This window comes from Streptomyces arenae (assembly GCF_022343545.1).
GTDB lineage: Bacteria > Actinomycetota > Actinomycetes > Streptomycetales > Streptomycetaceae > Streptomyces > Streptomyces humi.
In genome coordinates, this window is sequence record NZ_JAKQYH010000009.1 from 1 (window position 1) to 24,424 (window position 24,424).

The window sequence follows — 24,424 nt, forward strand, 5'->3', positions numbered from 1 at the left end:
CGGTACGCCTCGATCATCACGACCGGGTCGTTGTGCTTCACGGAGATCTTGATGTCCCGGAAGTCGTGCTCCTCGAAGAGGGACGCCTCCCACAGCGCCGACTCGACCAGCGCCTCGGGGGTCGCCTTGCCGTACTTCTGGAGCAGCCGGCGGTCCAGGGAACCGGCGTTGACACCGATACGGATCGGCGTGCCGTGGTCCTTGGCCGCCTTCGCGATCTCCTTGACCTTGTCGTCGAACTGCTTGATGTTGCCCGGGTTCACACGCACCGCCGCACAGCCGGCCTCGATCGCCGCGAACACGTACTTCGGCTGGAAGTGGATGTCCGCGATGACCGGGATCTGCGACTTCCTCGCGATGGTCGCGAGGGCGTCCGCGTCGTCCTGCGTGGGACAGGCCACCCGGACGATCTGGCAGCCGGACGCCGTCAGCTCGGCGATCTGCTGGAGGGTGGCGCCGATGTCCGAGGTGCGGGTCGTGGTCATCGACTGCACGGACACCGGGGCGCCGCCGCCGACCGGCACCGGGCCCACATGGATCTGCCGGGACACCCGGCGCTCGGCCACCGGCCGGGCCGGGACCTCCGGGAGGCCCAGGGAGACTGCGGTCATGCCGTCACTCCCGGTTCCCGGAGACCGTCTCGCGCATCGCGCGCAGCGACTCCTTCAGGGATCCCATGGTGGCGAGCACGGCGGTGGGCTCGTAGCCGCAGTGCGCCATGCAGTTGGCGCAGCGCGGGTCCTTGCCGCGGCCGTACTTGTCCCAGTCGGTCTTCTCGATGAGTTCCCGGTACGTCGGCACGTACCCGTCGCTCATCAGGTAGCAGGGGCGCTGCCAGCCGAAGAGCGAGTAGTTGGGGATCGCCCAGGCCGTGCAGGGGAAGTCGACCTTGCCCTCCAGGAAGTCCAGGAAGAGCGGGGAGTGGTTGAGCCGCCACTTCTTCCGGTTGCCGCCGGCGAACGCCTTCTTGAACAGTTCGCGGGTCTGCTCGACGCCGAGGAAGTGCTCCTGGTCGGGGGCCTTCTCGTAGGCGTAGGCGGGCGAGATCATCATCTCGTCGACCTTGAGGTCGTCGTTGAGGAAGTTGAGCACCTCGACGATGGTCTGCGGGGTGTCCGTGTTGAAGAAGGTCGAGTTGGTGGTCACCCGGAAGCCGCGCCGCTTGGCCTCCTTGATGGCCGCCACGGCCTCGTCGAACACGCCCTCCTTGGCCACCGACTCGTCGTGCCGCTCGCGGAGCCCGTCGATGTGCACCGCGAACGCGAAGTACGGTGACGGCGTGAACTTGTCCATCTTCTTGCGGAGCAGCATCGCGTTGGTGCACAGGAAGACGTACTTCCGCTTCGCCACCAACTGGCGCACGATCTCGTCGATCTGAGGGTGCATCAGCGGTTCGCCGCCCGCGATGGACACCATCGGCGCACCGGACTCCAGCACCGCTCCGACGGCCTGTGCGACCGGCATGCGCTGCTTCAACACCCCTGCCGGATGCTGGATCTTGCCGCACCCCTCGCATTTCAGGTTGCACGCGAAGAGCGGTTCCAGCTCCACGATCAGCGGGAACTTGTCCCGCTTGCGAAGCTTCTGTTCAGCCAAGTAGGTAGCGACCTTGATCGACTGGCGCAGCGGCATGGCCATCTGGCTCACCTCCGGGGGAGCAGCAAAGAACGGTGCCATTCGAAGAAAGCTGGAAGAACGGATCGAAGAACGCGGAAAGCCGATATTCCACCGCGCACCGTGCCGATCCGGACGAGTTCATGTTCAGGAGCGTCCACGACCACTCGTACGGCCGCAACCGGGCGCTCGCCGGCGCGTACGGCGCTCAGCAGGGTGGCCGCCGACTCCATGTCGACCGCGATCGCGCCGGTCGCGAACAGGTCGGACCGTTCGTGACCGCGGACGACGTGGTCGGAGCCGGTGACCGGGCCGGTGTGGACGGTGCGGCCGGGCAGGGTCCGTACGAGTTCCTTCACGAGGAGTTCGGTGCCGACGCACGGCACGCTGCCGCGCGGGTCCCGGGCCTCCTCGGCGACGACCAGGTCGCCGGGGTGCATGCCGGGGGCGAGTCCGGCGCAGAAACCGGTGGCCAGCACGGCGGCGCCGGACAGCGCCGGGTCGGCCAGGACGCGGGTGACGGACCGTTCCGCCGCCCTGGGTCCCATGCCGGTGCGCAGCACGGTGACCGGCCCGTCCGCGCCGCCGCGTTCGCCGGCGCGCAGGGCGAGGTGCTCGATGCCGAGCGCGCAGGCGATCAGCAGCGGGGCCGGAGCGGGCGTGGTGCTCATTCAGCTCCTCTCGGCCTCGGGAGTCGGCTCGCCGTGGACGTAGCGGCCGAGCGCGGTGAGCGGGAAGACCTGCCGGTACAGGTGGTAGTTGATGGAGAAGTCCCAGGGGAAACCGGTGCCGGTGAAATACGGCTCGTCCCAGGAGCCGTCCTCCCGCTGGGTCTCGGCGAGCCACCGCACGCCCCGCTCCACGGCCTTGCCGTCCCGCTCCCCCGCCGCCAGCAGCGCCATCAGCGCCCATGCCGTCTGGGAGGCGGTGGAGGCACCGCGCCCGCTCCACTCGCCGACGTGCTTGTAGGAGCGCAGGTCCTCGCCCCAGCCGCCGTCGTCGTTCTGGACGTTCTCCAGCCAGGTGACCGCGCGGCGGATCGCCGGGTGCGAGGCGGGCAGTCCGGCCGCGGTGAGGGCGGGCACCACGGACCCGGTGCCGTAGACGTAGTTGACGCCCCAGCGGCCGAACCACGAGCCGTCCGGCTCCTGTTCGGCGAGCAGCCACTCGATGCCGCGCCGGGTGCGCGGGTCGTGGGCCATGCCCTCGAAGGCGAGCATCTCCACGACGTGCGCGGTGACGTCGGCCGACGGGGGGTCGATGACCTCGCCGAAGTCGCAGAACGGCAGCCGGTTGGGGAACGGGCTGGTGTTGTCGACGTCGAAGGCGCCCCAGGCGCCGTTCTTCGACTGCATGCCGAGGTTCCAGCGCACCCCGCGCCCGATGGCCTTCTCCATCCGCTCGGGGTCGTGGTGTCTGATGCGGCGCAGCGCGAGGACGACCTCGGCGGTGTCGTCGATGTCGGGGTAGTTGTCGTTGTGGAACTCGAACGCCCAGCCGCCCGGCGGGAGCTGGGGGCGTTTGACGGCCCAGTCGCCGGGCCGGACGATCTGCTCGCCGAGCATCCAGTCGGCGGCCTTGACGAGTTGCGGGTGGTCGGCGGGCAGCCCGGCGTCGGCGAGCGCGATGGCCGCGAGACAGGTGTCCCACACCGGCGACTGGCAGGCCTCGATCATCCGGGCGCCGTCCTCGCGCCACACGGCGTAACGATCCAGCGACTCCAGGCCGGCGCGCATCACGGGGTGTTCGAGGTCGTAGCCGAGCAGGTGGAGCGCGATCACCGAGTACACGGCCGGGGGCTGGATGCCGCCCCAGGCGCCGTCGTTCTCCTGCCGTTCCACGATCCAGCGGGCCGCCGAGTTCAGCGCGGAGCCGCGGAGCCGGCGCACCGCGACCCTGCGGTAGCCGCGGACCACCTTGTCGAGCCGCTGGAACAGGCCCTCCCAGGTGGTGGGCGGGGCCAGCGGGCGGGCCGGGTTGGGGTCCGCCGGGTCGGTGTGCAGCTCGTCCAGCGGGAAGGGCGCGGGACGTACCGGGCGCTTCGCCGAGACGACGGTGAGCGGCACGATCGTCTGCCGGGCCCACTGGCCGAAGTTGTAGATGCTGAGCGGGAACCACTTGGGGAAGTACAGGAGTTCGGGCGGGAGTTCGGGCAGGTCCTCCCATTTCCACCAGCCGAACAGGGCCAGCCAGATCCGGGTGAAGACCCGGGCGGCGGCGATCCCGCCGCGTTCCCGGATCCAGGCCGACGCCTTCGCCATGTGCGGTGCGTCGGGCGCGTCGCCGGCGAGCCGCAGGGCGACGTACGCCTCGATGGTGGTGGAGAGTTCGCCGGGGCCGCCGTAGAAGGTGGCCCAGGTGCCGTCCGCGCGCTGCTCGCCACGGATGAAGAGCGCGGCCGCGGCGGTGGTGGACTCGTCGCGGATGCCCAGGAACTGACGGAGCAGCAGGTCCTCGGCGTCCATGGTGACGTTGGTCTCCAGGTCGCCCTTCCACCAGCCCTCGGCGTCCTGGAGGGCGAGCAGCTTGTCGGTGGCGCGCCGTACCGCGCGTTCGGCGGCTTCTTGCACCCCGGCCGCCACGGGGGTGGTGAGTTCGAGTCCGGTGCTGGCCGAGTCGGCCCGGGGCGGCAGGGTGGCCCCGGTGCTTCCGTCGGTCGTCGCTGTCATGGCTTCCCCTTCGTGCAGTCGTGCGAAATCGTTCTGCTGTGGGTCCGCCGTCGGCCGGTGCTGGCTGCGCGCTCGCACCGGCCGGCGACTACGCGAGGGTTATTCGACCGATAGTGATCATCTCTTTCGTACGACGACGAAGTCGGCCAGCGCCGTGAACTGAGCCCGTACCCGGTCGGGCATGTCGACGGCGTGCAGGGCCTCGATGGCGATGGTGTGCTGGCGGCGCGCCTCTTCGGCGGTCCACTCGCGGCCGCCGGCCTCCTCGATGAGGGCGGCGCGGGCCGCGAACTCCTCCTCGGAGAAGTTCTCGAAGTCGCTGCTCTTGGCGTCGGCGGCGAGGATCTGGCCGAGCCGCTCGGAGGCCTGACCGCCCGCCGCGAGCGCGGCGACGACCGGCAGGGACTTCTTGCGCTGGCGCAGGTCGCTCCAGGTCTGCTTGCCGGTGGACTCCGGGTCGCCCCAGATGCCGAGCAGGTCGTCGACGGCCTGGAAGGCGAGGCCGAGGTGGTAGCCGTACCGCTCCAGGGTGTCGGCGGTGCGGTCGTCGGCGCCGCCGAGCACGGCGCCGATGGAGCTGGAGGCGGCGAGCAGGGCGCCGGTCTTGTTGCCCTCCATCTCCAGGCACTCCTCGACGCTGACCCGGTCGCGGTGCTCGTAGGAGATGTCCTGGGCCTGGCCGTCGATGAGGGCGCGGGTGGCGGTGGTGAGCCGGCGGGTGGCCCGGCCGGCCTCGGCGGTGCCGAGTTCGAGGAGGATCTCGTTGGCGAGGGCGAAGAGCGCGTCGCCGACCAGGATGGCCTGGGCGGGGCCGTGCACCTTCCAGACGGTGTCACGGTGGCGGCGCTGTTCGTCGCCGTCCATCAGGTCGTCGTGCAGCAGGGAGAAGTTGTGGACGAGTTCGACGGCGACGGCGCCGGGGATGCCGACCTCGGGGGCGGCGCCGGTGACCTCGGCGGAGAGCACGGCGAGGGCGGGGCGTACGGCCTTGCCGCCGTCCCCGTCCGCGGGGTTGCCCTCGGCGTCGATCCAGCCGAAGTGGTAGGCGGCGACGGTGTCCATGGGAGAGGCCAGGCGGTCGACGGCCGCCCGCAGTACCGGTGTGGCAAGGGTCCGGCCGCGTTCCAGGAGCGCGGTCACGTCCACTGCGGTCTCTCGATCGGCCTTCTCGGCCGGGGGCACAGTGGGCACAGTTTCTCCTCTTGTTGCGGTACCGGGGGTGCGGAGGCCTGCCACCCGCTGGTCGAGTGTCACGCCGCCTCCTCGAACTCGAAGAGGTGGCGGGGGCGGGGCCGGCCCAGGGTGTTCAACGCGGCGTCGGCCGCGAGGACACCGCTGCGGACCGCACTCTCCATGGTCGCGGGCCACCCGGTGGCGGTCCACGCTCCGGCCAGGTACAGGCCGGGGGCCTTGGTGCGGGCGCCGGGCCGCAGCCGCCCGACGCCGGGGGTGGGGGCGAACGTCGCGGTGCGCTCGCGGGTCACGAAGAAGTCCCGCACCCCGGCGCCGCGCGCGCCGGGCAACAGCCGTTCCAGTTCGGGCAGATACCGCTCGCGCAGTACGGCCACGGGTGCGTCGATCTCGTCCTGGGCGGCCGACTGGGACAGCGCGAGGTACTGTCCCTCCCGCAGCCCCGAGGCGTGGGTGCGGTCGAACACCCACTGGACCGGGGAGCCGAGGGCCGCGAAGAACGGCTTGGTGAGCACCGTACGGTCGTAGACCACATGGACGTTGAGGATCGGCGCGGTGCCGATCTCCAGCAGGTTCCCGGGGGCGTCGAGGGCGCCGGCGGGCAGCAGGTCGTGGGCCTCGCGCTGGGCGGTGGCGAGCACCACGGCGTCCGCGGTGAGCGTCTCGCCGGGAACCTGAACGTTCCAGCTCCCGTTCTCGTTAGTGGAGACGGAGGTGACGCGTGTACGGACCTCGGTACGCACGCCCGCGGAGTCGAGCGCCTTGCGGGCCAGCCGGTCGTGCAGTTCGCCCAGCGGCACATGGGCCCAGCCGATGTCGGCCGCGCCCGGGGCGGACAGCAGACCGGTCTTGAACACCATCGCGGCGAGCCCCAGTGAGGCGTCGCCCGCGACCGCGTTGAGGGTGGCGACCCCGACCAGGTCCCACAGGGCCTCGACGGCACGCGCCGACTGGCCGTGGGCGGCCAGCCAGCTGCCGAAGTCCTGTGCGTCCAGGCTCGGATCGGCGAGGTCCAGTCCCTTGAGCGCGAGCGCGGCGCGTCCGACCCTGGCCCGCTCGGCGAGCGAGAGGTGCGGATAGGCGGCCAGGCTGCGCCCCAGATGCAGGGGTACGGGCAGCGGGTCGCGACGGAGCCTGCCCAGGCGCCGCCCCTCGGGCTTGGCGAGATCGAGCACGGGCACGTCGAGCCGGTCCTGCAGCGGTGCCAGCGCCGTGCCCTCGACGCGGTCGAGGAACCAGCGGTAGGCGGTGCAGCAACGCAGGTACACGTGCTGGCCGTTGTCGACAGTCAGGTCGCCGCGCTGGAAGGAGAAGGCGAGCCCGCCGAGTCTCGGCCTGCCTTCGAGCAGGGTGACGCGCACCCCCGCGTCGGCGAGCGCGAGCGCCGCCGTGACGCCCGCGAGGCCGCCGCCGACCACGACGGCGGTGCGCCCGGACGGGATGTCGTCGTGCGTCCCTTCGGACCGCGTGCCGTCACTCTTCATGCGCCCTCTCCCGCCTGCCCGTCGCGTGGCCGGAACCGGCCGGGGCAGACCGTCGCAGTCAGGGACGCCAGGCCGCCCCGGAGGGTTGCCTGCCGTTTCCCTCCGGCGGTTTCGCCCCGGTCCGCCTCGCCCATCAGGCACGCCTCCTGGCGGTCAGCCGGGAGGTGTGCCGCCGGGTGTCGATCCCGGACAGGCCACGTACGGCGACGTACGCCTTCTCGTGTCCGGGCAGCGAGACCCGGCCGCGCAGCACCGCCTCCGGTTCGCGCTCGATGCGGTCGAGCAGGCGGCGGTAGATGCCGGCCATGGCGGCGACGCAGGCGCCGCTGCGCCGGTCGAGCATGGGGAGCAGCCGGTAGCCCTCGGCGAAAAGGGCACGGGCACGCCGTACTTCGAAGTGCACGAGGCCCGCGAAGTCCGAGCCCTCGGGCGGGGTCGGTCCGTGGAACCCGGCCGAACAGCCGAACTTGGCGAGGTCGTCCTGGGGCAGATAGGTACGGCCGTTGCCGGCGTCCTCGCGGATGTCCCGGAGGATGTTGGTGAGCTGGAGCGCGAGCCCGAGCGTGTCCGCGTACTCCGGCGCGCGCTCGACGCCACGCGCCCCTGGTTCGGTACCGAACACACCGAGTGAGAGCCGGCCGATGGCACCGGCCACACAGCGGCAGTAGACCTTGAGGTCGTCCCAGGTCTCGTAGGTCTCACCGCGTACGTCCATCAGCACGCCGTCGATCAGCTCGTCCAGGCCACCGAGCGGGATCGGAAAGGCCTGGGCGGCGTGCGCGAGGGCGACCGCGACGGGGTCGGTGTCGTCCTCGCCGACCGCGCCCTCCTGGACCCGGGCGAGCAGCGCCCGGGTGTCCTCCAGGCGGGCCGCCTTCACGTCGTCCGCCAGCGTGCCGTCCCCGATGTCGTCCACCCGCCGGGAAAAGGCGTAGAGCGCGGACATGGCGCGCCGCTTCGGCGCCGGGAGCAGCCTGATGCCGTAGGCGAAGTTCCGTGCCTGCTGTCCGGTGACGGTCTCGCAGTAGCTGTAGGCGGCGAGTACCGGTGCGGACACGTGTGTGGGAGAGTCCACGGTCCGGATCACCCCTCTCCTCGCAGAGTCACGCCCACCTCACGCAGCAACCGGCCCTTGCCGGGCTTGGGCGGGCCGGGAAGTACGTCGTATTCGGCGGCGGCGATCGCGCCGATCGCCGCCCTTCCCCCCGCCACGAACCCCGCGAGCAGCAGCTTCAACCTGCCGTGGACGCTACCCACAAGGGGGGCGCCTTCATTCAGGAGAGCACCGGCGCGTTGTGCTTCGTATGCAACCAGTGCACGCACCGATGCGCCCGTGGTTTTCCTGGCGAGATCCGCCTCCTGGACGTGAAAGCGCTTCATGTCCACGGCGGGCAGATAGATACGGTCGCGGCCGAGGTCCTCGGCCACGTCCTGGAGGTGTTCGACGATCTGCAGGGCGGTGCAGATCGCGTCGGAGAGCCGGATCCGCTCGGGGGTCGAGGTGCCGGTGACGGCGAGGACCAGGCGGCCGACGGGGTTGGCGGACAACTCGCAGTAGGCGAGCAGGTCGTCGTAGGTCTCGTACCGCTTGACGACCTGGTCCTGGCGGTTGGCGGCGATCAGCCCGAGGAACGGCTCGGGGGTGAGGGAGCGGCGGCGCACGGTCGGCTGGAGGCGGCGCAGCAGCGGGTGGCGCGGGGTGGCGTCGAAGACACGGCGGAGGTCGGCCTCGAAGGCGTCGAGCAGCACCAGGCGGTCCTCGGCCTCCGCGTCGGACACTCCGAGCAGACGCGCGTCGGCACCGCCGGGGGCCAGGTCGCCGTCGCCGATGTCGTCGACGAGGCGGGCGAATCCGTACACCGCCATCAGGTCGTCGCGCCAGGCCTTCGGCAGGAAGAACGGGGCCACGGGGAAGTTCTCGGCCGCGGCCTTGGCCAGCGTGCCGCGCTCCGCGTCTCCGGTCCGCGCCGGGGCGGGTGCGGTCACCGTCCGCTGCCCGGGGCGAGGACGGCGCGGCCTGCGTTGAGCTGGGGAGTTTCCGTAGCCATTGCCGTCACATCTCCCGTTCTACACTGCCGACCCAATACACACTATTTCGGACACGCCGCCCACAAGTCCGCAGGGCGGCCCGGCGCAGGGTGTCGTGCATTATCGCCCCACTTGCCGCTTTCGGGGACCGGTACAGCTTACGTTGTACAACGCATCGAGGTTCGTCGGGGTGTCCCGCAGATCACAACAACACACCGATTGGCGTCAAGATTCCTAAGGCGGGCCGGAGTTGACGTTTCCTTTGCAGACGCCGGGCCCCGCCGGAAGGTTCCGCCGGGGCCCTGGCCGAAACCGGGCGCCCGCCCGTGGAATCGGGTTGCCTCCCGTGGACCGGGGGCTACTTCCCCGTGAACTTCTCGTACTCCTTGAGCACCTCTTCGGTAGGCCCGTCCATCCGCAGCTCCCCGCGCTCCAGCCACAGGACCCGGTCGCACGTGTCACGGATGGACTTGTTGTTGTGGCTGACCAGGAACACCGTGCCGGCGTGCTCGCGGAGCTCGCGGATCCGGTCCTCGGAGCGCCTGCGGAACGCCGCGTCACCGGTGGCCAGCGCCTCGTCGATCATCAGGACGTCGTGGTCCTTGGCGGCGGCGATGGAGAACCGGAGCCGGGCCGCCATGCCGGACGAGTAGGTGCGCATGGGCAGGGTGATGAAGTCGCCCTTGTCGTTGATGCCCGAGAAGTCGACGATCTCCTGGTAGCGGGTTCGGATGTCCTCGCGGGACATGCCCATGGCGAGACCGCCGAGGATGACGTTGCGCTCGCCGGTGAGGTCGTTCATGAGGGCCGCGTTGACGCCGAGCAGCGAGGGCTGGCCGTTGGTGTAGACCCTGCCCTTCTCGGCGGGCAGCAGGCCGGCGATGGCGCGCAGCAGGGTGGACTTGCCGGAGCCGTTGGACCCGATCAGGCCGATCGCCTCGCCCCGGTAGGCGATGAAGGAGACCCCGCGGACCGCGTGCACCTTGCGGACGCCCCGCTCGTCGCCGCGCCGGACGATACGGCTGAGGGCCGAGGTCGCGCTGCCCTTGCCGGTCTTGGCGCCGTTGACGCGGTAGACGATGTGCACGTCCTCCGCGATGACGGTGGGGATCCGCTCCCCCATGGTCTGCTCAGCCACGGCCGTACCGCTCCTCCGCCTTCCAGAAGTACACGAATCCGCCACCGAAGACGGCCACCGCCCAGGCCAGGGCGACGGCCCAGACGTGCGGCGGGAGGTTCGAGGCGCCGTAGCCGTCGATGAGGGCGAAGCGCATCAGGTCCATGTAGACGGTGGCCGGGTTGAGCTGGAGGAGCGTACGCGCCCACTCCGGCCGGCCCTCCATCATCTTGGTGATCGAGAACATCACGCCGGACATGTACATCCAGGTGCGCAGGACGAACGGCAGCAGCTGGGCGAGGTCCGGCGTCTTGGCGCCCATCCGGGCCACGATCAGCGCCAGCCCGGTGTTGAACAGGAACAGCAGGAACAGGATCGGCACGACCAGGACCCACGACAGACCCGGGCGGCTGCCGAACCCGACCACCACGGCGACCATGACGATCATCGAGAACAGCAGCTGCTGGAGCTGCTGGAGGGCGAAGGAGACCGGCAGCGAGGCACGCGGGAAGTGCAGCGCGCGCACCAGCCCGAGATTGCCGGAGATCGCGCGGACACCCGTCATGATCGAGCTCTGCGTGAAGGTGAAGGTGAAGACACCGGTCACCAGGAACGGGATGTACACGTCCTGCGACATCCCGCGGCTGGCGTGCAGGATGACACCGAAGATGAAGTAGTACACGGCCGCGTTCAGCAGAGGTGTGGCCACCTGCCAGAGCTGACCGAGCTTGGCCTGGCTGTACTGCGCGGTGAGCTTCGCCTGGGAGAAGGCCAGGATGAAGTGGCGACGGCCCCAGAGCTGGCGTACGTACTCGACGAGCGAGGGCCGGGCGCCGCTCACCGCGAGCCCGTACTTGGCGGCCAGCTGCGCCGCCGTGAGGCCCTCGTCGGGCGCCGGCACCGCGCTCACCGCGATCCCGCCGTCATGCGTTGTCTCACTCAAGGGTGGAAGCCTTCGTCCTCAGGTTCGTCTTACTCAGGTTCGTCTTACTCATGGCTTACGGAATTGTGCTACCGGACGCGACACGTATCCGCGAGCGGATACGGCCCCGAGCGGGCGGCCGTCCCGGCCGCACCCCTTCGAGCTTGTCAGATCACCGGGGGACGGCCCAGTCGCGTGAGCTTCCACACGGTCCGCCAGCGCATCGGGCGGCGGGGCCCGCACGGGCTGGTCCAGCCCTCCCGGAAGCCGGCGAACCAGGCCTGCAGGGCCGGGCGGGAGGGGCGGCGCACCAGGGTCAGCAGCAGCCAGACGCCCAGGTAGACGGGGACCAGCGGGGCGGGCAGGTTGCGCCGGGCCAGCCAGACCCGGTTGCGGGCGACCATCCGGTGGTAGACCGCGTGCCGGGAGGGGGCGGTCGTGGGGTGGAAGAGCACCATGTCGGAGCGGTAGTCGATCATCCAGCCGGCGTCGAGGGCGCGCCAGGCCAGGTCGGTCTCCTCGTGGGCGTAGAAGAACTCGTCCGGCAGGCCGCCGACCTCGGCGAGGACCTGGGTGCGGACGGCGTTGGCACCGCCGAGGAAGGTGGTGACCCGGGAGGAGCGCATCGGGTCGGAGGCCCTGAGCCTCGGCACGTGCCGGCGCTGGGTCTCGCCGGTGTCCGGGTCGGCGATGCGGAAGCTGATGATGCCGAGCTTCGGGTCGGTGGCGAAGGCCTGCCGGCACAGCTCGGCGGTGTCGTGCTCGGGGAGCAGGCCGTCGTCGTCGAGGAAGAGCAATATGTCGACGTCGCGGCCGCTGGGTCCGAAGGCCTCTATGCCGACGTTGCGTCCGCCGGGGATGCCGAGGTTCTCGGGGAGCTCCAGGGTGCGGACGCCGGTGGGGACGTCCGGGACGGGCGAGCCGTTGCCGACGACGACCACCTCGACCCGCTCGCCGTCCTGCTTGGCGACCGAGTCGAGCAGGGCGCGCAGCTCGTCGGGGCGGTTGCCCATGGTGATGACGACCGCGCCGACCTTCAGCCCGGCGCTCACCGCAGCCTGCTCGAGGCGAGGACGGAGACCAGGTGCAGCAGGGTCTGGAGCAGCGCGATGCCGGCGAGCACGGCGGTGCCGAGCCGGGTCCAGAAGAGGTCGCCGTGGAAGTGGTCGGCGACGGCGAGCAGCAGGATCAGCAGCGAGGCCTCGATGCCGAGGATCAGCCGGTGGAACCGGAACAGGGCGGCGGCCCGGCGGGCCAGCGCCATGCCGGAGGAGCGCATCTCGGCGGCGGCCTCCTTGACCACGGGCAGCCCGGCCTGGTGGCGGGCCACGCCGACCAGGTCGGTCTCGGCCTTGATCAGGATGGCGCCGAGCGCGGCCAGGGTGCCGAGGAAGGCCCAGAGCCAGTCGATACGGCCGCTGCCGAACAGGTCGGCGGCGCGCAGCCCGAGTCCGACGAGGACGGCCGCGTCGGTGAGGTAGGCCCCGACCCGGTCGAGGTAGACCCCGCCCAGCGAGTACTGCTGCTTCCAGCGCGCGACCTCGCCGTCGACGCAGTCGAGCAGCAGGTACATCTGGACGCACACCACGCCGAGCACGGCGCCCCAGATGCCCGGCACCAGCAGGGCCGGGCACGCGAGCACGCCGAAGACGGTCATCAGGTACGTGAGCTGGTTGGGCGTGACCCTGGTGTTCACCAGGTAGCGGTCGACCCGCAGGGACACCTCACGCATGTAGAGGCGCCCCATCCAGTGCTCACCGCTGCGCCGGTCCTTGACCCCCACGGGGTGTACGACCGGACGGAGTTCAGCTACCGATGGCCTTGACATAGTCGACGTAGAAGTCCTTGATCTGGTGGGTCTTGAGGTCGAGGTGTTCGAGAATGGTGTACCGGCCGGGCCTGGTCTCCGGAGCGAACTCCACGACCCGGACGAACTCGTCCACGGTGAAGCCGATCTCCTCCGGCAGCACCGGCAGACCGTGCCGGCGCAGCACGTCGGCCATGAACGCGGACTCCTCGTGGGCTCCGCGCAGGTACATCGCGAAGGCCGCGCCGAGTCCGCACTGCTCGCCATGGCTGGCGGCACGCCTCGGGAACAGCAGGTCGAAGGCGTGGTTGATCTCGTGACAGGCGCCGGACGACGGGCGGGAGTCACCCGAGACCGACATGGCGATACCGCTGAGGACCAGCGCCTCGGCGAGCACCTGGAGGAAGTCGTTCTCCCCGATGCCGCCGGGGTGGCGCAGCACCGCCTCGCCGGCCTGCCGGGCCATGGCGGCCGCCAGACCGTCGATCTTCTCGCCGTTGACGCGGTGGGACAGCTCCCAGTCCGCGATCGCCGAGATGTTGGAGACGGCGTCACCGATCCCGGAGCGCACGAAGCGCGCCGGGGCCTCACGGATGACGTCGAGGTCGATGACGACCGCGATCGGGTTCGGCACGCCGTAGGAGCCGCGGCCCGCGTCGTTGTCGAGGGTGGCGACCGGCGAGCACAGGCCGTCGTGCGCGAGGTTCGTCGGCACGGCGACCAGGGGGAGGCCCACGCGTGCCGCGGCGAACTTGGCGCAGTCGATGATCTTGCCGCCGCCGAGGCCGACGACCGCGTCGTAGCGGCCGGCCCTGATGTCGCCGGCCAGCCGGACCGCGTCGTCCAGGGTGCCGCCGCCGACCTCGTACCAGGTGGCGCCCGGCAGGCTCGGCGCCACGCGCTCGCGCAGCCTGGTGCCGGAGCCGCCGCTGACGGCGACGGCGAGCCGGCCGGAGTGCGAGATGCGTTCGTCCGCGAGCACGCTCGCGAGGTCGTCGAGGGCACCCGGGCGGATGTCGACGACGACCGGTGAGGGGATCAGCCGGGTCAGTACTGGCACGCGATCTCCCGTCCCCGGGCGAGGTCGTCGTGGTTGTCGATCTCGACCCACGGGACGTCGCCGATCGGCGCGACGTCGATCCGGAAGCCGCGGTTGACCAGCTCCTGGTAGCCGTGCTCGTAGAACTGCTGGGGGTCGGTCTCCCAGACCGTCCTCAGCGCGTCGGCGAGCTCGGGCGCGGCGTCGCCCTCGATGAGGGTGACGCCGATGTACTCGCCGGTCGCCTCGGCGGGGTCCATCAGCTTGGTGATCTTCGTCATGCCCTTGGCGGGCTCGACGACGACCTTCATCTCCTCGTCCGCCAGCGACTTCACGGTGTCGAGGGCGAGGATGATCTTCTTGCCGTCACCGCGGGCGGCCAGCAGCGTCTTCTCGACGGAGACCGGGTGCACGGTGTCGCCGTTGGCGAGGATCACGCCGTCCTTGAGGGCGTCACGGCCGCACCACAGGGAGTAGGCGTTGTTCCACTCCTCGGCCTTGTCGTTGTCGATGAGGGTGAGCTTCAGGCCGTACTTCGCCTCCAGGGCCGCCTTGCGCTCGTGGACGGCCTCCTTGCGGTAGCCGACGATGATCGCGACCTCGGTCAGGCCGATCTCGGCGAAGTTGCCGAGGGTCAGGTCGAGAACGGTGATCGAGTCCTCTATGCCGGCAGGCCCCACCGGCACCAGCGCCTTGGGCAGGCTGTCGGTGTAGGGGCGCAGACGCCGGCCGGCGCCGGCCGCCAGCACGAGGCCGATCATGCGGGTTCTCCTTCGTCGTGTACGGCGGGAGCCCCTGCGGACACCCAGAAGCGGATGCTCTCGACGAGCACCAGCCCGGCCACGGCCACGGCGAGGACCGTGAGCGCGACCTCGAACTGCGCGGCGGTGAGCGCCGCGGCCAGGACGGCCACCAGCAGCGTCCGGCCCTCCTGCCCCCCGATGGCACGGACCAGCCAGGCCGGTGGTGCCCCGGCGCCACCGCGGATGCGGTACACCGTGTCGTAGTGATGGTAGGCGACGGCGGCCACCAGGCCGAAAGCCGCCGGAAGGACTCCGTTCACCCCCGATTTGGCCGCGAGCACCAGGACGGTGCCGTACTCGGCGGCGCGGAAGAGGGGCGGGACCAGCCAGTCCAGGGCGCCCTTCAGGGGCCTGCGCACGGCCTCCCCGGAGATCAGGGCGTAGACGCCGGCGGCCAGGACGACCGGCAGGCCGGGTCCGTCGAACCAGGCCGTGAGGAGCAGCAGGGCGGTCCCGGCGAGGGCCCAGACGAACGCGGGAAGGAGGGAGCGGCGCGGCAGGACCCGGGCGGCCAGCGCCGCCACCGGGCCGCAGTCCGCCAGGTCCGCCAGTGCCTTCGCCGCCCGGTCGGTCCGCCTGGCCTTGCGGGTCAGCGACCGCAGCACCCGCCCGGCGGTGGTGTAGGTCGCCGCGAGAGCGCAGCCGGCCAGCAGCACGTAGAAGGTGATCCGCGGGGTCGTGGCCGCCGTCAGGACGGCTATCAGGGCCCACCGTTCGCCGATGGGCAGGACTATCATCCGGCGCACCCAGACCGTCCAGCCGACGCTGTCGAGCCGGTCGGAGAGGGCGGCGGTGGGGCTGGTGTTGGCGGTGGCGTCGTGGTTGGCCTCGTTGAAGGAGAAGTCGACCACGTGCCGGCAGGTCTGGAGGATCATCGCGCCGAGGGCCAGGGCCCACACGTCGTCGCCGCCCCGGGCCGCGCCGAGCGCGAGGCCGGCGTAGTAGGCGTACTCCTTGGCCCGGTCGAAGGTGGCGTCCAGCCAGGCGCCGAGGGTGGAGTACTGGAGCGAGTAGCGGGCGAGCTGGCCGTCGGTGCAGTCCAGCACGAAGGACGCGATGAGCAGCACGCCGGCCGCGACGAACCCGGCGCGGGTGCCGGTGGCCGCGCAGCTCGCCGCGATCAGGGCGGTGAGCAGGGAGGCGGTGGTGACCTGGTTGGGGGTCAGTCCGCGGCGGGCGCACCAGCGGGCGATGTACCGGGAGTACGGGCTGATGAAGAAGGTGGTGAAGAAGCCGTCGCGGGACTTCACGGCCGACTTCAGGCGGACGGCCTCGTCGTCGACGGCGGCCACGGCCTGCCGTGCCTCGTTGCGGGTCTGCGGGTCCCCGGGCACGGCGGCGACCAGGCTGCCCAGCTCGGGGCGGTGCACGTCGGCGTCCAGGGCGGTGACGAGGCCGTCCACGGCGAGGACGGTACCGCCGCCCGTGGCGGCCTCCCGGGCCAGGGCCAGGGTGAGGGCCTGCCGGGCGGCCGGCTGGGCGGTGACGGCGCCGGGGATCGCGGCGAGCGGGAAACGCGGGTCGGTGAGACCGAGGCGCAGGGCGTGCGCGTGCCCGACGAAGCGGGCGTCGACCACGGCGACCCGCCGGTCGCCGGGTACGGTCGCGAGGAGGGCCGCGGCGTCGGAGGCGTCGGCGGCCGGGCGTACCTCGAAGCCGAGTGCCCGCAGATCGCTCTCCAGTGACGATCCGGGGACCGGCTGACCGGTGACGATGGCGGTCGACAACCGAACTCACTCCCTGGTGCGGCGCACGGGCGCCGGTCTGCTGCGTGATGGGGCACATGTGCCTGGTGGCCCCCGGACGGCATTCGGCAGAGGTTAGCGGATGGTGAGGATTGCTTGTTCACCGGCCGTTCACGGCACGGACGGCCCGCGCCGACCCGCTCTTTGCCGAGATCATCATCCGTGATCCGAGCCCCGGGCCACAAACCGCGCTCACAGACCGGGCATTGGAGACATGCGGGCGTACGCGCCGGCCACCGGAGACCGGCCACGCAGGACGCACAACCCCTCACGGCAGGTAACCGAGGAGGCTCTGAGCCGACCCGTTTCCGCAGGTCAGGGAAGCCACGGGCCGCTCCTGTCCAGGCTCGCGAGCCACTGTGATCCTGACGACCGCACCGAGGACGCCGAAGCTGCCGCGCGGGCCCGCCGGCGCCCCTGGAGCCGAGCGGCCGCGCGGAGCACGGCGGCCTTGTGTTCGAGGTCTCCCCGAACAGGTACCCCTTGGGGCTCCCAGGGTTCCCGTTCGTACGCTTAGGGCACGATCAACAACCGGGCCCCCTTCCGGCGTGCCCGCACGGGAAGTGTCGGAAGTGTCGGTTTCGTACGGCAGACTTGGGGTGCCAGGACCGAGGCGAAGGATGGGTATGCCGATCACACCTGCCACCACGACGGACAGCACGTCGGAAGGCACCGCGGACGCGATCTTGCTGGAACTCGTCGACGAGAAGGGTGTGACCATCGGCACCGCGGAGAAGCTGGCCGCGCACCAGCCGCCCGGGCAGCTGCACCGGGCGTTCTCCGTCTTCCTCTTCGACGAACACGGCAGACTGCTCCTCCAGCAGCGGGCGCTGGGCAAGTACCACTCCCCCGGGGTGTGGTCCAACACCTGCTGCGGCCACCCGTACCCCGGTGAGGCGCCCTTCGCGGCGGCGGCCCGCCGTACCTTCGAGGAGCTGGGGGTCTCGCCGTCGCTGCTCGCCGAGGCGGGCACGGTCCGCTACAACCACCCGGACCCGGCCTCGGGCCTGGTCGAGCAGGAGTTCAACCACCTGTTCGTCGGGATGGTGCAGGCGCCACTGGTCCCCGATCCGCAGGAGGTCGAGGCGACCGCTTTCGTGACGGCCGCCGAGCTGGCCGAGCGGCACGCCGAGGACCCCTTCTCCTCCTGGTTCATGACCGTGCTGGACGCGGCCCGTCCGGCGGTCAGGGAGCTGACGGGCCCGTCCGCGGGCTGGTGAGAAGCCTCACCCGGCCCCTCAGGGCAGCGTCGCGGGTTTGAGCGGCAGGGCGGCCCAGATCACCTTGCCGCCGCTCGACGTGTGCTCCACGTCCACCACTCCGCCCGCCTCCCGGGCGATCTCCCGGACCAGCAGCAGGCCCCGGCCGCCGGTCTGGCCGTGGTCGGCCTCCAGGGCGGTCGGACGGTAGGGGTGGTTGTCCTCCACGGACACCCGTACCCACTCGGCGCCGACGGCGACCTCCACGGCCAGCATCGGCGACAGCAGCGCCGCGTGCTTGACCGCGTTGGTGACCAGTTCGGAGACGATCAGCAGCAGCCCGTACACCAGGTCCTCCGAGACCGGGACGCCCTGGCGCTGGAGCAGGTCCCGTACGGCGCGGCGCGCCTGCGGGACCGAGGCGTCCACGGCGGCGGCCGTGAACCGCCAGACTCCTTCGTACGGCAGCGGATCCGGCGGCGGCGGGCCGCCTCCCTCTGGACGCGGGTCGTGCCCGCGCCCGTGGTTCTCCATCGTCCGGTCGCCACCCTCGCGCTCGATTGTCACCACACGTCGAGTGTTGGTAACGACCCGCTCCGCTCCGGATGACTGAACACAAGTCAGCAACTATCGAGCGGATCTGACCGTTGGCGTATGACAACGTCAGTTGTGCGACAACTCCTGGCCCGCCAAAAGCCGACTTCGCGAACTATTAGGGTTGTACTGCAACCCCGGGGACGCGGGGACGGCGCGACGCGCGGCTACCATCCCGCACATGGAGCCCCGCCTCGACCACCGGGTCAACGACGCCGTCGCCACCGTAGTGATCGGCAACACGGCCAAACGCAACGCGATGACCGCGGCGATGTGGCGGGCCCTCCCGCCCCTCCTCGGGGAGCTCGCCGCCGACCCCGCCGTGCGGGCACTGGTCCTCACCGGCGAGGGCCCGACCTTCTGTGCCGGTGCCGACATCTCCACCCTCCAGGGCTCCCCCGCCGAGGCCCAGGCCCTCGCCGTCGCGGCCGAGGAGGCCCTGGCCGCGTTCCCCAAGCCGACCCTGGCCGCGGTCCGCGGCCACTGCGTCGGCGGTGGCGCGCAGCTCGCCGCCGCCTGCGACCTGCGATTCGCCGAGCAGGGCGCGCAGTTCGGGGTGACGCCCGCCAAGCTCGGCATCGTCTACCCGGCCGCCTCCACCCGGCGCCTGGTGTCCCTCGTCGGCCCGGCCACCACCAAGTACCTGCTCTTCTCCGGCGAGCTGATCGACTCCGAGCGGGCGCTGCGCACCGGCCTGGTCGACGAGGTGCTGCCCGAGGGGGAACTGGACAAGCGGGTGGCCGAGTTCACCCGGACCCTGGTCACGCGCTCCCAGCTGACGCAGGCCGCGGCGAAGGAGTTCGCGAACGGCCGCACGGACCGGGACGACCACTGGGCGCGCCAGGCGGGCGCGAGCGGGGACACGGCGGAGGGCGTGGCCGCGTTCCTGGAGCGCCGTCAGGCCCGGTTCACGTGGTCGGTTCCCCGAGGATGAAACGGCTCCTGGAGCGGAGCAGTTCGACGACCTCGGCGGGCGCCCGGTCCGGGGAACCGGCGTCGTAGGGCGGCTGCGGGTCGTACTCGATGCCGAGCTGCACGGCCTGGGCGACGGTGTCCCCGGAGATCCGGCCGAGCAGGGTGAGCCCCATGTCGATGCCGGCGGAGACGCCAGCCGCGGTCACGTACTTGCCGTCCGTGACCACGCGCTCCCCGGTCGGCTCGGCACCGAACGCGCGCAGCTCCGGCAGCGCCAGCCAGTGCGAGGTGGCCCGGCGCCCCCGAAGCAGGCCGGCGGCGGCGAGCAGCAGGGACCCGGTGCACACGGAGGTCGTCCAGGTACTGGTGGCGTCGGCGGCGCGGATCCAGTCGAGGAGGGCCGTGTTCGTCATCTGCGGGGTCTGCCCGGGGCCGCCCGGGACGACCACGACGTCCGGGCGGGGAACATCGGCCAGGGTCCGGTCGGCGGTGAGGGCGAGGCTCCCGTTGTCGCTGCGGACGGGGCCGGTCCGCTCTGCGACGAAGACCAGCTCCGAGCCCGGCAGCCGGCCCAGGGTCTCGTACGGCCCCACGGCGTCCAGGGCGGTGAAACGGTCGTAGAGGACGATCGCGAACTGCATGGCTCTCCTAACCGGGTTGACCGACGGAAACGGGGCGGAACCTGCGCCGGTACTCGGCGGGGGTCGCGCCGAGGGCCTTCAGGAAGGCGCGCCGCATCGCCTCGGGCGTGCCGTAGCCGCTGGCGCGGGAGACCTCCTCGACGCCGTCACCGGTGTCCTCCAGGAGCCGGCGGGCGTGTTCGAGGCGGACCCGGTCGACGTACCGGCCTGGTGTCGTGCCGGTCTCGGCCTGGAAGGCACGGGCGAAGTGGCGGGGCGAGAGGGCGGCGCGGGCGGCCAGGGCCGGCACGCTCAGATCGCCGGCCGGGTTCTCGGTCACCCAGTGCTGCACCTCCCGCAGCGGTTCGCGCCGCGCGGTCTGCGCGGCGAGCTGGGCGCTGAACTGGGCCTGGTTGCCGGGCCTGCGCAGGAACACCACGAGGTGCCGGGCGACGGTCAGCGCGACCTCCCGGCCCAGGTCCTCCTCGACGAGGGCGAGGGCCAGGTCGATGCCGGAGGTGACGCCCGCCGAGGTGGCGACGTGACCGTCGCGGACGTAGATGGGGTCGGGGTCCACGTCGACGGCGGGGTGGTCACGGGCCAGCTTGTCGCAGTACGCCCAGTGGGTGGTCGCCCGTCGGCCGTCCAGGAGTCCGGCCGCGGCGAGCAGGATGGCACCGGTGCAGACGGAGACGAGCCGCCCGGCGTCCGGGCCGTACACCCGCAGCCACGCCACCAGCTCCGGATCACGGCGCCGGGTCCCCTGCCCGCCGGGCACGAGCAGCGTGTGCGGGCCGGGCGCCTCCTCGGCCAGGGCCCCGTCCGGTACGAGGGTCAGCCCGCTGGAGGTGCGCACGGGGGCGCCGGTGAGCGAGGCGGTACGGATGCGGTAGCTGCCCGGGGTGTGCGTCTCGGCGCCCGTGAACACCTCCACGGGGCCGGTGACGTCGAGGCTCTGGACGCCGTCGAAGAGGACGACGAGGACGGTTCGCTGCGCCATGCCGTCGATTCTTGACGCGGCCCGGCATGGCCGCAACGACGGGTTCCCCACCTTTCCTGCCATCCCTGGGCCCGGATCCGAGGATCTGGATCTGAGGACCGGATCTGGAGTGCCCTAGATCTGGAGTGCCTGGATCTGGAGTCCGTACCGACCAGTCAGTAACGTGCGCGTCATGACTACCGCCGTCCTGGAGCCGCGCGCCGGCCGCCGCTGCCACAACCTGCTCAACTCCCTGCACGCGACGCACTTCTTCAGCCCCGAACTGGCCGAGGAACTGGCCGCGCTCGGGGTCACCCACCCCCGGGCCGTCAACTTCGCGGTGCGGGCGGCCGCGCTGGGACCCGTCGGGGCCGGGACGGTGACGGCGACGTTCTACAACTACAAGCACGAGCTGGTGGCCCGGCACGTGCCGGCGATCTGGGAGACGGCGTCGCCCGAGGACGTCCTCGCCGCCCGCCTGCGTGCCGTCGACGCGTCGATGCGGCGGCTGCTGGGCGCGGACGCGGTGGAGTCCGACGCGATGGCCGAGGCCGCGGAACTCGCGCTGCGGGCCACCGAGGCGTGCTCCCGTCCCGGCCGGCCGCTGTACTCGGCCCACGCGGACCTGCCGGTGCCCGGGGAGCCCCACCTCGCCTACTGGCACGCGACGACGCTGCTGCGTGAGCACCGCGGCGACGGGCATCTCGCGGTGCTGGCCGCGGCCGGCCTGGACGGCCTCGAGGCGGTGGTGACGCACACCGCGACCGGCAAGGGCATGCACCCGAAGTGGGTGTCCGCCACGCGCGGCTGGACCAGGGACGACTGGGACGCGGCGGCGGACCGGCTCCGGGAGCGCGGGCTGCTCGACACCGCGGGTGAACTGACCGGGGCGGGGACGGCGTTGCGGGCGGAGATCGAGACGCAGACGGACCGCCTCGACCGGGCACCCTACGAACACCTGGGGGCCGGCGGGGTGACCCGGCTGACGGAACTGGCCACGGGCTTCACGAGGACGGCGGTGGCCGCGGGCGCGTTCCCGGCGGACCTGATCGGGAAGGGCTGAGCGGTCCCGGCCGGAGAAGAGGCCGGCTCCGGAGACCGGTTCCCTGGGGCGCGCGGCGTGTCCGGCGCGCCGTTCGTGTCGCGGGAACGCCGCCCTGCGGCCCCCTTGTCGGTGTCACCTGCCACAATTGCCGCGCAACCTCAGTGGAGAAGGCGGTACGGGATCGTGACGACACCCGGGTTCCTGGTTCCAGGGTCCATCGAAGGCAGGATCGCCGAGGAGCTCGGCGTACGGGAGCGGCAGGTCAAGGCTGCCGTGGAGCTGCTCGACGGCGGTTCGACGGTGCCCTTCATCGCCCGCTACCGCAAGGAAGCGACCGAGATGCTCGACGACGCGCAGCTGCGCACGATCGAGGAGCGGCTGCGCTACCTGCGGGAGCTGGAGGAGCGGCGCACCGCGATCCTGGAGTCGGTGCGGGAGCAGGGCAAGCTCACCGACGAGCTGGAGGCGCAGATCCGGGGCGCCGAGACGAAGGCGCGGCTGGAGGACATCTACCTGCCGTACAAGCCGAAGCGGCGCACCAAGGCGGGGATCGCGCGGGAGGCCGGTCTTGAGCCGCTGGCCGAGGGGCTGCTCGGCGACCCGACGGTGGAGCCGCTGGCGGCGGCCGCCGCGTTCGTGGACGCCGGCAAGGGCGTCGCCGATCCGCAGGCCGCCCTGGAGGGGGCCCGCGCGATCCTCACCGAGCGGTTCTCGGAGGACGCCGACCTGATCGGTGAGCTGCGGGAGCGCATGTGGGTGCGGGGCCGGCTGGCCGCGAAGGTGCGCGAGGGCAAGGAGGAGGCGGGCGCCAAGTTCGCCGACTACTTCGACTTCGCGGAGCCTTTCACCGAGCTGCCCTCGCACCGGATCCTCGCGATGCTCCGCGGCGAGAAGGAGGACGTCCTCGACCTCGTCCTGGAACCGGAGGAGCCCACCGAGGGCCCGTCCTCGTTCGAGGGGACCATCGCCCACCGGTTCGGGATCGCCGACCGGGGGCGGCCCGCCGACAAGTGGCTGGCGGACACGGTCCGCTGGGCCTGGCGCACCCGGATCCTCGTCCACCTCGGCATCGACCTGCGGCTGCGGCTGCGCACGGCCGCCGAGGACGAGGCGGTCGACGTCTTCGCGACGAACCTGCGCGACCTGCTGCTCGCCGCCCCGGCCGGCACCCGCGCGACGCTGGGCCTCGACCCGGGTTTCCGCACGGGGGTCAAGGTCGCCGTGGTCGACGCCACCGGCAAGGTCGTCGCCACCGACGTCATCTACCCGCACGTCCCGGCCAACAAGTGGGACGAGGCGATCGCCAAGCTGGCCCGCCTCGCCAAGGAGCACGCGGTCGAGCTGGTCGCGATCGGCAACGGCACGGCGTCCCGCGAGACCGACAAGCTCGCCGGTGAACTCATCACCAAGCACCCGGAGTTGAAGCTCACCAAGGTGATGGTGTCGGAGGCGGGCGCCTCCGTGTACTCGGCGTCCGCGTTCGCCTCGCAGGAACTGCCGGACATGGACGTGTCGCTGCGCGGCGCCGTCTCCATCGCGCGCCGGCTCCAGGACCCGCTCGCCGAACTGGTGAAGATCGACCCGAAGTCGATCGGCGTCGGCCAGTACCAGCACGACCTGTCCGAGGTGAAGCTCTCCCGCTCGCTGGACGCCGTGGTCGAGGACTGTGTGAACGGTGTCGGGGTCGACGTCAACACCGCTTCCGCGCCCCTGCTCGCACGGGTCTCCGGGATCACCTCCGGGCTCGCCGAGAACATCGTGACCCACCGGGACGCCAACGGCCCGTTCACCTCCCGCTCGCAGCTGAAGAACGTGGCCCGGCTCGGCCCCAAGGCGTACGAGCAGTGCGCGGGCTTCCTGCGCATCCGCGGCGGCGACGACCCGCTGGACGCGTCCAGCGTCCACCCCGAGGCGTACCCCGTCGTACGGCGGATGGTGAAGACGTCCGGCCAGGAGGTGGCCGCGCTCATCGGCAACACGGGGGTGCTGCGTTCACTGCGGCCGACGGACTTCGTGGACGACACGTTCGGTCTGCCGACCGTCTCCGACATCCTCAAGGAGCTGGAGAAGCCGGGGCGCGACCCGCGTCCGGCCTTCAAGACGGCGACCTTCAAGGAGGGCGTCGAGAAGATCTCCGACCTGGCCTCCGGGATGGTCCTGGAGGGCGTGGTCACGAACGTCGCGGCGTTCGGCGCGTTCGTCGACATCGGGGTGCACCAGGACGGTCTGGTGCATGTCTCGGCCATGTCCAGGACGTTCGTCAAGGACCCGCGGGACGTGGTGAAGTCGGGTGACATCGTCAAGGTGAAGGTCCTCGACGTGGACATCCCGCGCAAGCGGATCTCGCTGACGCTGCGTCTCGACGACGAGGCACAGGCCCCCCAGGCCGCTCCCGGCGGCGAGCGGCGACCGCAGCGCGGCGGGCGTCCGCCACAGCAGCGCGGGCAGGGCGGGCAGGGCGGCGGCCGTGGCGGCCAGGGCGGCGGAGCGCGCCAGGGCAGCGGGGCGCGCCAGGGCAGCGGGGCGCGCCAGAGCGGCGGGGCGCGCCAGGCGTCGGCTCCGGCACCGGCGAACAGCGCGATGGCCGACGCGCTGCGGCGCGCGGGCCTGCTGGACCCGAAGAACGGCAAGCGGTGACGGCTTCGCCGGGAGC

At 71.7% G+C, this 24,424-nt stretch carries 23 protein-coding genes; 4 read left to right on the forward strand and 19 right to left on the reverse strand.

What is annotated here, in order from left to right; translation table 11 throughout:
* The 16 genes from MB828_RS04720 to MB828_RS04790 all read right to left on the reverse strand — a co-directional run.
* Positions 1-611 (reverse strand): flavodoxin-dependent (E)-4-hydroxy-3-methylbut-2-enyl-diphosphate synthase (locus MB828_RS04720; protein ID WP_301647050.1); only part of this gene is annotated, 611 nt, incomplete at its 3' end.
* Positions 612-615: 4 nt separating this feature from the next.
* Positions 616-1,638 (reverse strand): adenosyl-hopene transferase HpnH, encoded by a 1,023-nt coding sequence (gene hpnH / locus MB828_RS04725; protein ID WP_123972052.1) that lies wholly within the window; start codon positions 1,636-1,638, stop codon positions 616-618.
* A 5-nt stretch (positions 1,639-1,643) separates the two neighbouring features.
* The gene (locus MB828_RS04730) at positions 1,644-2,285 is read right to left on the reverse strand and encodes a 1-hydroxy-2-methyl-2-butenyl 4-diphosphate reductase (protein ID WP_301647051.1); all 642 of its coding nucleotides are present in this window, start codon (positions 2,283-2,285) and stop codon (positions 1,644-1,646) included.
* Complete coding sequence (gene shc / locus MB828_RS04735; RefSeq protein ID WP_301647052.1) at positions 2,286-4,283, reverse strand: squalene--hopene cyclase; 1,998 nt, start codon at positions 4,281-4,283, stop codon at positions 2,286-2,288.
* Between the two features lie 117 nt (positions 4,284-4,400).
* The gene (locus MB828_RS04740) at positions 4,401-5,465 is read right to left on the reverse strand and encodes a polyprenyl synthetase family protein (RefSeq protein WP_301647068.1); all 1,065 of its coding nucleotides are present in this window, start codon (positions 5,463-5,465) and stop codon (positions 4,401-4,403) included.
* 68 nt (positions 5,466-5,533) lie between these two features.
* Positions 5,534-6,958 carry a hydroxysqualene dehydroxylase HpnE gene (hpnE, locus tag MB828_RS04745; RefSeq protein ID WP_301647053.1) on the reverse strand — a complete coding sequence of 475 codons (1,425 nt, stop codon included), beginning with the start codon at positions 6,956-6,958 and terminating at the stop codon, positions 5,534-5,536.
* A complete protein-coding gene (locus MB828_RS46805) occupies positions 6,955-7,092 on the reverse strand; it encodes a DUF6380 family protein (RefSeq protein WP_430381328.1) in 138 nt (45 codons plus the stop codon). Before MB828_RS46805 ends, hpnE begins: the two co-directional genes overlap by 4 nt.
* Positions 7,092-8,045 (reverse strand): presqualene diphosphate synthase HpnD, encoded by a 954-nt coding sequence (hpnD, locus tag MB828_RS04750; protein ID WP_046728535.1) that lies wholly within the window; start codon positions 8,043-8,045, stop codon positions 7,092-7,094. Before hpnD ends, MB828_RS46805 begins: the two co-directional genes overlap by 1 nt.
* The gene (gene hpnC, locus MB828_RS04755) at positions 8,042-8,944 is read right to left on the reverse strand and encodes a squalene synthase HpnC (RefSeq protein ID WP_301647054.1); all 903 of its coding nucleotides are present in this window, start codon (positions 8,942-8,944) and stop codon (positions 8,042-8,044) included. The genes hpnD and hpnC overlap by 4 nt, the downstream gene beginning before the upstream one ends.
* A 400-nt stretch (positions 8,945-9,344) precedes the next feature.
* Positions 9,345-10,109 carry an ABC transporter ATP-binding protein gene (locus tag MB828_RS04760; protein WP_430381329.1) on the reverse strand — a complete coding sequence of 255 codons (765 nt, stop codon included), beginning with the start codon at positions 10,107-10,109 and terminating at the stop codon, positions 9,345-9,347.
* Between the two features lie 7 nt (positions 10,110-10,116).
* Positions 10,117-11,046: an ABC transporter permease gene (locus MB828_RS04765; protein WP_046728532.1), complete on the reverse strand. Its 930-nt coding sequence runs from the start codon at positions 11,044-11,046 to the stop codon at positions 10,117-10,119.
* Between the two features lie 146 nt (positions 11,047-11,192).
* Positions 11,193-12,077 (reverse strand): glycosyltransferase family 2 protein, encoded by an 885-nt coding sequence (locus MB828_RS04770; RefSeq protein ID WP_133028574.1) that lies wholly within the window; start codon positions 12,075-12,077, stop codon positions 11,193-11,195.
* Positions 12,074-12,853 carry a CDP-alcohol phosphatidyltransferase family protein gene (locus MB828_RS04775; protein WP_133028573.1) on the reverse strand — a complete coding sequence of 260 codons (780 nt, stop codon included), beginning with the start codon at positions 12,851-12,853 and terminating at the stop codon, positions 12,074-12,076. Before MB828_RS04775 ends, MB828_RS04770 begins: the two co-directional genes overlap by 4 nt.
* Positions 12,831-13,892, reverse strand: a complete 1,062-nt coding sequence (locus tag MB828_RS04780) for an iron-containing alcohol dehydrogenase family protein (RefSeq protein WP_133028572.1) — start codon at positions 13,890-13,892, stop codon at positions 12,831-12,833. Before MB828_RS04780 ends, MB828_RS04775 begins: the two co-directional genes overlap by 23 nt.
* Positions 13,880-14,632, reverse strand: coding sequence for a phosphocholine cytidylyltransferase family protein (locus MB828_RS04785; protein ID WP_301647055.1), 753 nt, complete (start codon positions 14,630-14,632; stop codon positions 13,880-13,882). Before MB828_RS04785 ends, MB828_RS04780 begins: the two co-directional genes overlap by 13 nt.
* Positions 14,629-16,401 carry a DUF5941 domain-containing protein gene (locus MB828_RS04790; RefSeq protein WP_301647056.1) on the reverse strand — a complete coding sequence of 591 codons (1,773 nt, stop codon included), beginning with the start codon at positions 16,399-16,401 and terminating at the stop codon, positions 14,629-14,631. Before MB828_RS04790 ends, MB828_RS04785 begins: the two co-directional genes overlap by 4 nt.
* A 644-nt stretch (positions 16,402-17,045) precedes the next feature.
* On the opposite strand from MB828_RS04790, the gene idi reads away from it, so the two are divergent.
* Positions 17,046-17,639, forward strand: a complete 594-nt coding sequence (gene idi / locus MB828_RS04795; protein ID WP_046728526.1) for an isopentenyl-diphosphate Delta-isomerase — start codon at positions 17,046-17,048, stop codon at positions 17,637-17,639.
* A gap of 18 nt (positions 17,640-17,657) precedes the next feature.
* Here idi and MB828_RS04800 read toward each other — a convergent pair whose 3' ends face one another.
* Entirely contained in the window at positions 17,658-18,152 is a 495-nt protein-coding gene (locus tag MB828_RS04800) for an ATP-binding protein (protein WP_301647069.1), read from the reverse strand.
* 241 nt (positions 18,153-18,393) lie between these two features.
* Between MB828_RS04800 and MB828_RS04805 the strand changes: the two genes are divergently transcribed.
* Positions 18,394-19,146 carry an enoyl-CoA hydratase/isomerase family protein gene (locus MB828_RS04805; RefSeq protein ID WP_301647057.1) on the forward strand — a complete coding sequence of 251 codons (753 nt, stop codon included), beginning with the start codon at positions 18,394-18,396 and terminating at the stop codon, positions 19,144-19,146.
* Here MB828_RS04805 and MB828_RS04810 read toward each other — a convergent pair.
* Together MB828_RS04810 and MB828_RS04815 are read right to left on the reverse strand one after the other, a co-directional pair.
* Entirely contained in the window at positions 19,121-19,768 is a 648-nt protein-coding gene (locus MB828_RS04810; RefSeq protein ID WP_301647058.1) for a DJ-1/PfpI family protein, read from the reverse strand. The genes MB828_RS04805 and MB828_RS04810 overlap by 26 nt on opposite strands.
* A 7-nt stretch (positions 19,769-19,775) precedes the next feature.
* Positions 19,776-20,747, reverse strand: a complete 972-nt coding sequence (locus MB828_RS04815) for a GlxA family transcriptional regulator (protein WP_301647059.1) — start codon at positions 20,745-20,747, stop codon at positions 19,776-19,778.
* Positions 20,748-20,919: 172 nt separating this feature from the next.
* On the opposite strand from MB828_RS04815, the gene MB828_RS04820 reads away from it, so the two are divergent.
* Both MB828_RS04820 and MB828_RS04825 read left to right on the forward strand, forming a co-directional pair.
* Entirely contained in the window at positions 20,920-21,789 is an 870-nt protein-coding gene (locus MB828_RS04820; RefSeq protein ID WP_301647060.1) for an SCO6745 family protein, read from the forward strand.
* A gap of 165 nt (positions 21,790-21,954) precedes the next feature.
* On the forward strand, positions 21,955-24,408 hold the full coding sequence (locus MB828_RS04825) for a Tex family protein (RefSeq protein WP_301647061.1): 2,454 nt from the start codon (positions 21,955-21,957) through the stop codon (positions 24,406-24,408).
* Positions 24,409-24,424: the final 16 nt, after the last annotated feature.

Excerpts from the sequence above, each read along its gene's own strand:
- hpnH (WP_123972052.1), bottom strand. The coding sequence starts at position 1,638 with ATGGCCATGCCGCTGCGCCAGTCGATCAAGGTCGCTACCTACTTGGCT.
- MB828_RS04730 (WP_301647051.1), bottom strand. The coding sequence starts at position 2,285 with ATGAGCACCACGCCCGCTCCGGCCCCGCTGCTGATCGCCTGCGCGCTC.
- shc (WP_301647052.1), bottom strand. The coding sequence starts at position 4,283 with ATGACAGCGACGACCGACGGAAGCACCGGGGCCACCCTGCCGCCCCGG.
- hpnE (WP_301647053.1), bottom strand. The coding sequence starts at position 6,958 with ATGAAGAGTGACGGCACGCGGTCCGAAGGGACGCACGACGACATCCCG.
- MB828_RS46805 (WP_430381328.1), bottom strand. The coding sequence starts at position 7,092 with ATGGGCGAGGCGGACCGGGGCGAAACCGCCGGAGGGAAACGGCAGGCA.
- MB828_RS04760 (WP_430381329.1), bottom strand. The coding sequence starts at position 10,109 with ATGGGGGAGCGGATCCCCACCGTCATCGCGGAGGACGTGCACATCGTC.
- MB828_RS04775 (WP_133028573.1), bottom strand. The coding sequence starts at position 12,853 with ATGTCAAGGCCATCGGTAGCTGAACTCCGTCCGGTCGTACACCCCGTG.
- MB828_RS04785 (WP_301647055.1), bottom strand. The coding sequence starts at position 14,632 with ATGATCGGCCTCGTGCTGGCGGCCGGCGCCGGCCGGCGTCTGCGCCCC.
- idi (WP_046728526.1), top strand. The coding sequence starts at position 17,046 with ATGCCGATCACACCTGCCACCACGACGGACAGCACGTCGGAAGGCACC.
- MB828_RS04800 (WP_301647069.1), bottom strand. The coding sequence starts at position 18,152 with ATGGAGAACCACGGGCGCGGGCACGACCCGCGTCCAGAGGGAGGCGGC.
- MB828_RS04805 (WP_301647057.1), top strand. The coding sequence starts at position 18,394 with ATGGAGCCCCGCCTCGACCACCGGGTCAACGACGCCGTCGCCACCGTA.
- MB828_RS04810 (WP_301647058.1), bottom strand. The coding sequence starts at position 19,768 with ATGCAGTTCGCGATCGTCCTCTACGACCGTTTCACCGCCCTGGACGCC.
- MB828_RS04815 (WP_301647059.1), bottom strand. The coding sequence starts at position 20,747 with ATGGCGCAGCGAACCGTCCTCGTCGTCCTCTTCGACGGCGTCCAGAGC.
- MB828_RS04820 (WP_301647060.1), top strand. The coding sequence starts at position 20,920 with ATGACTACCGCCGTCCTGGAGCCGCGCGCCGGCCGCCGCTGCCACAAC.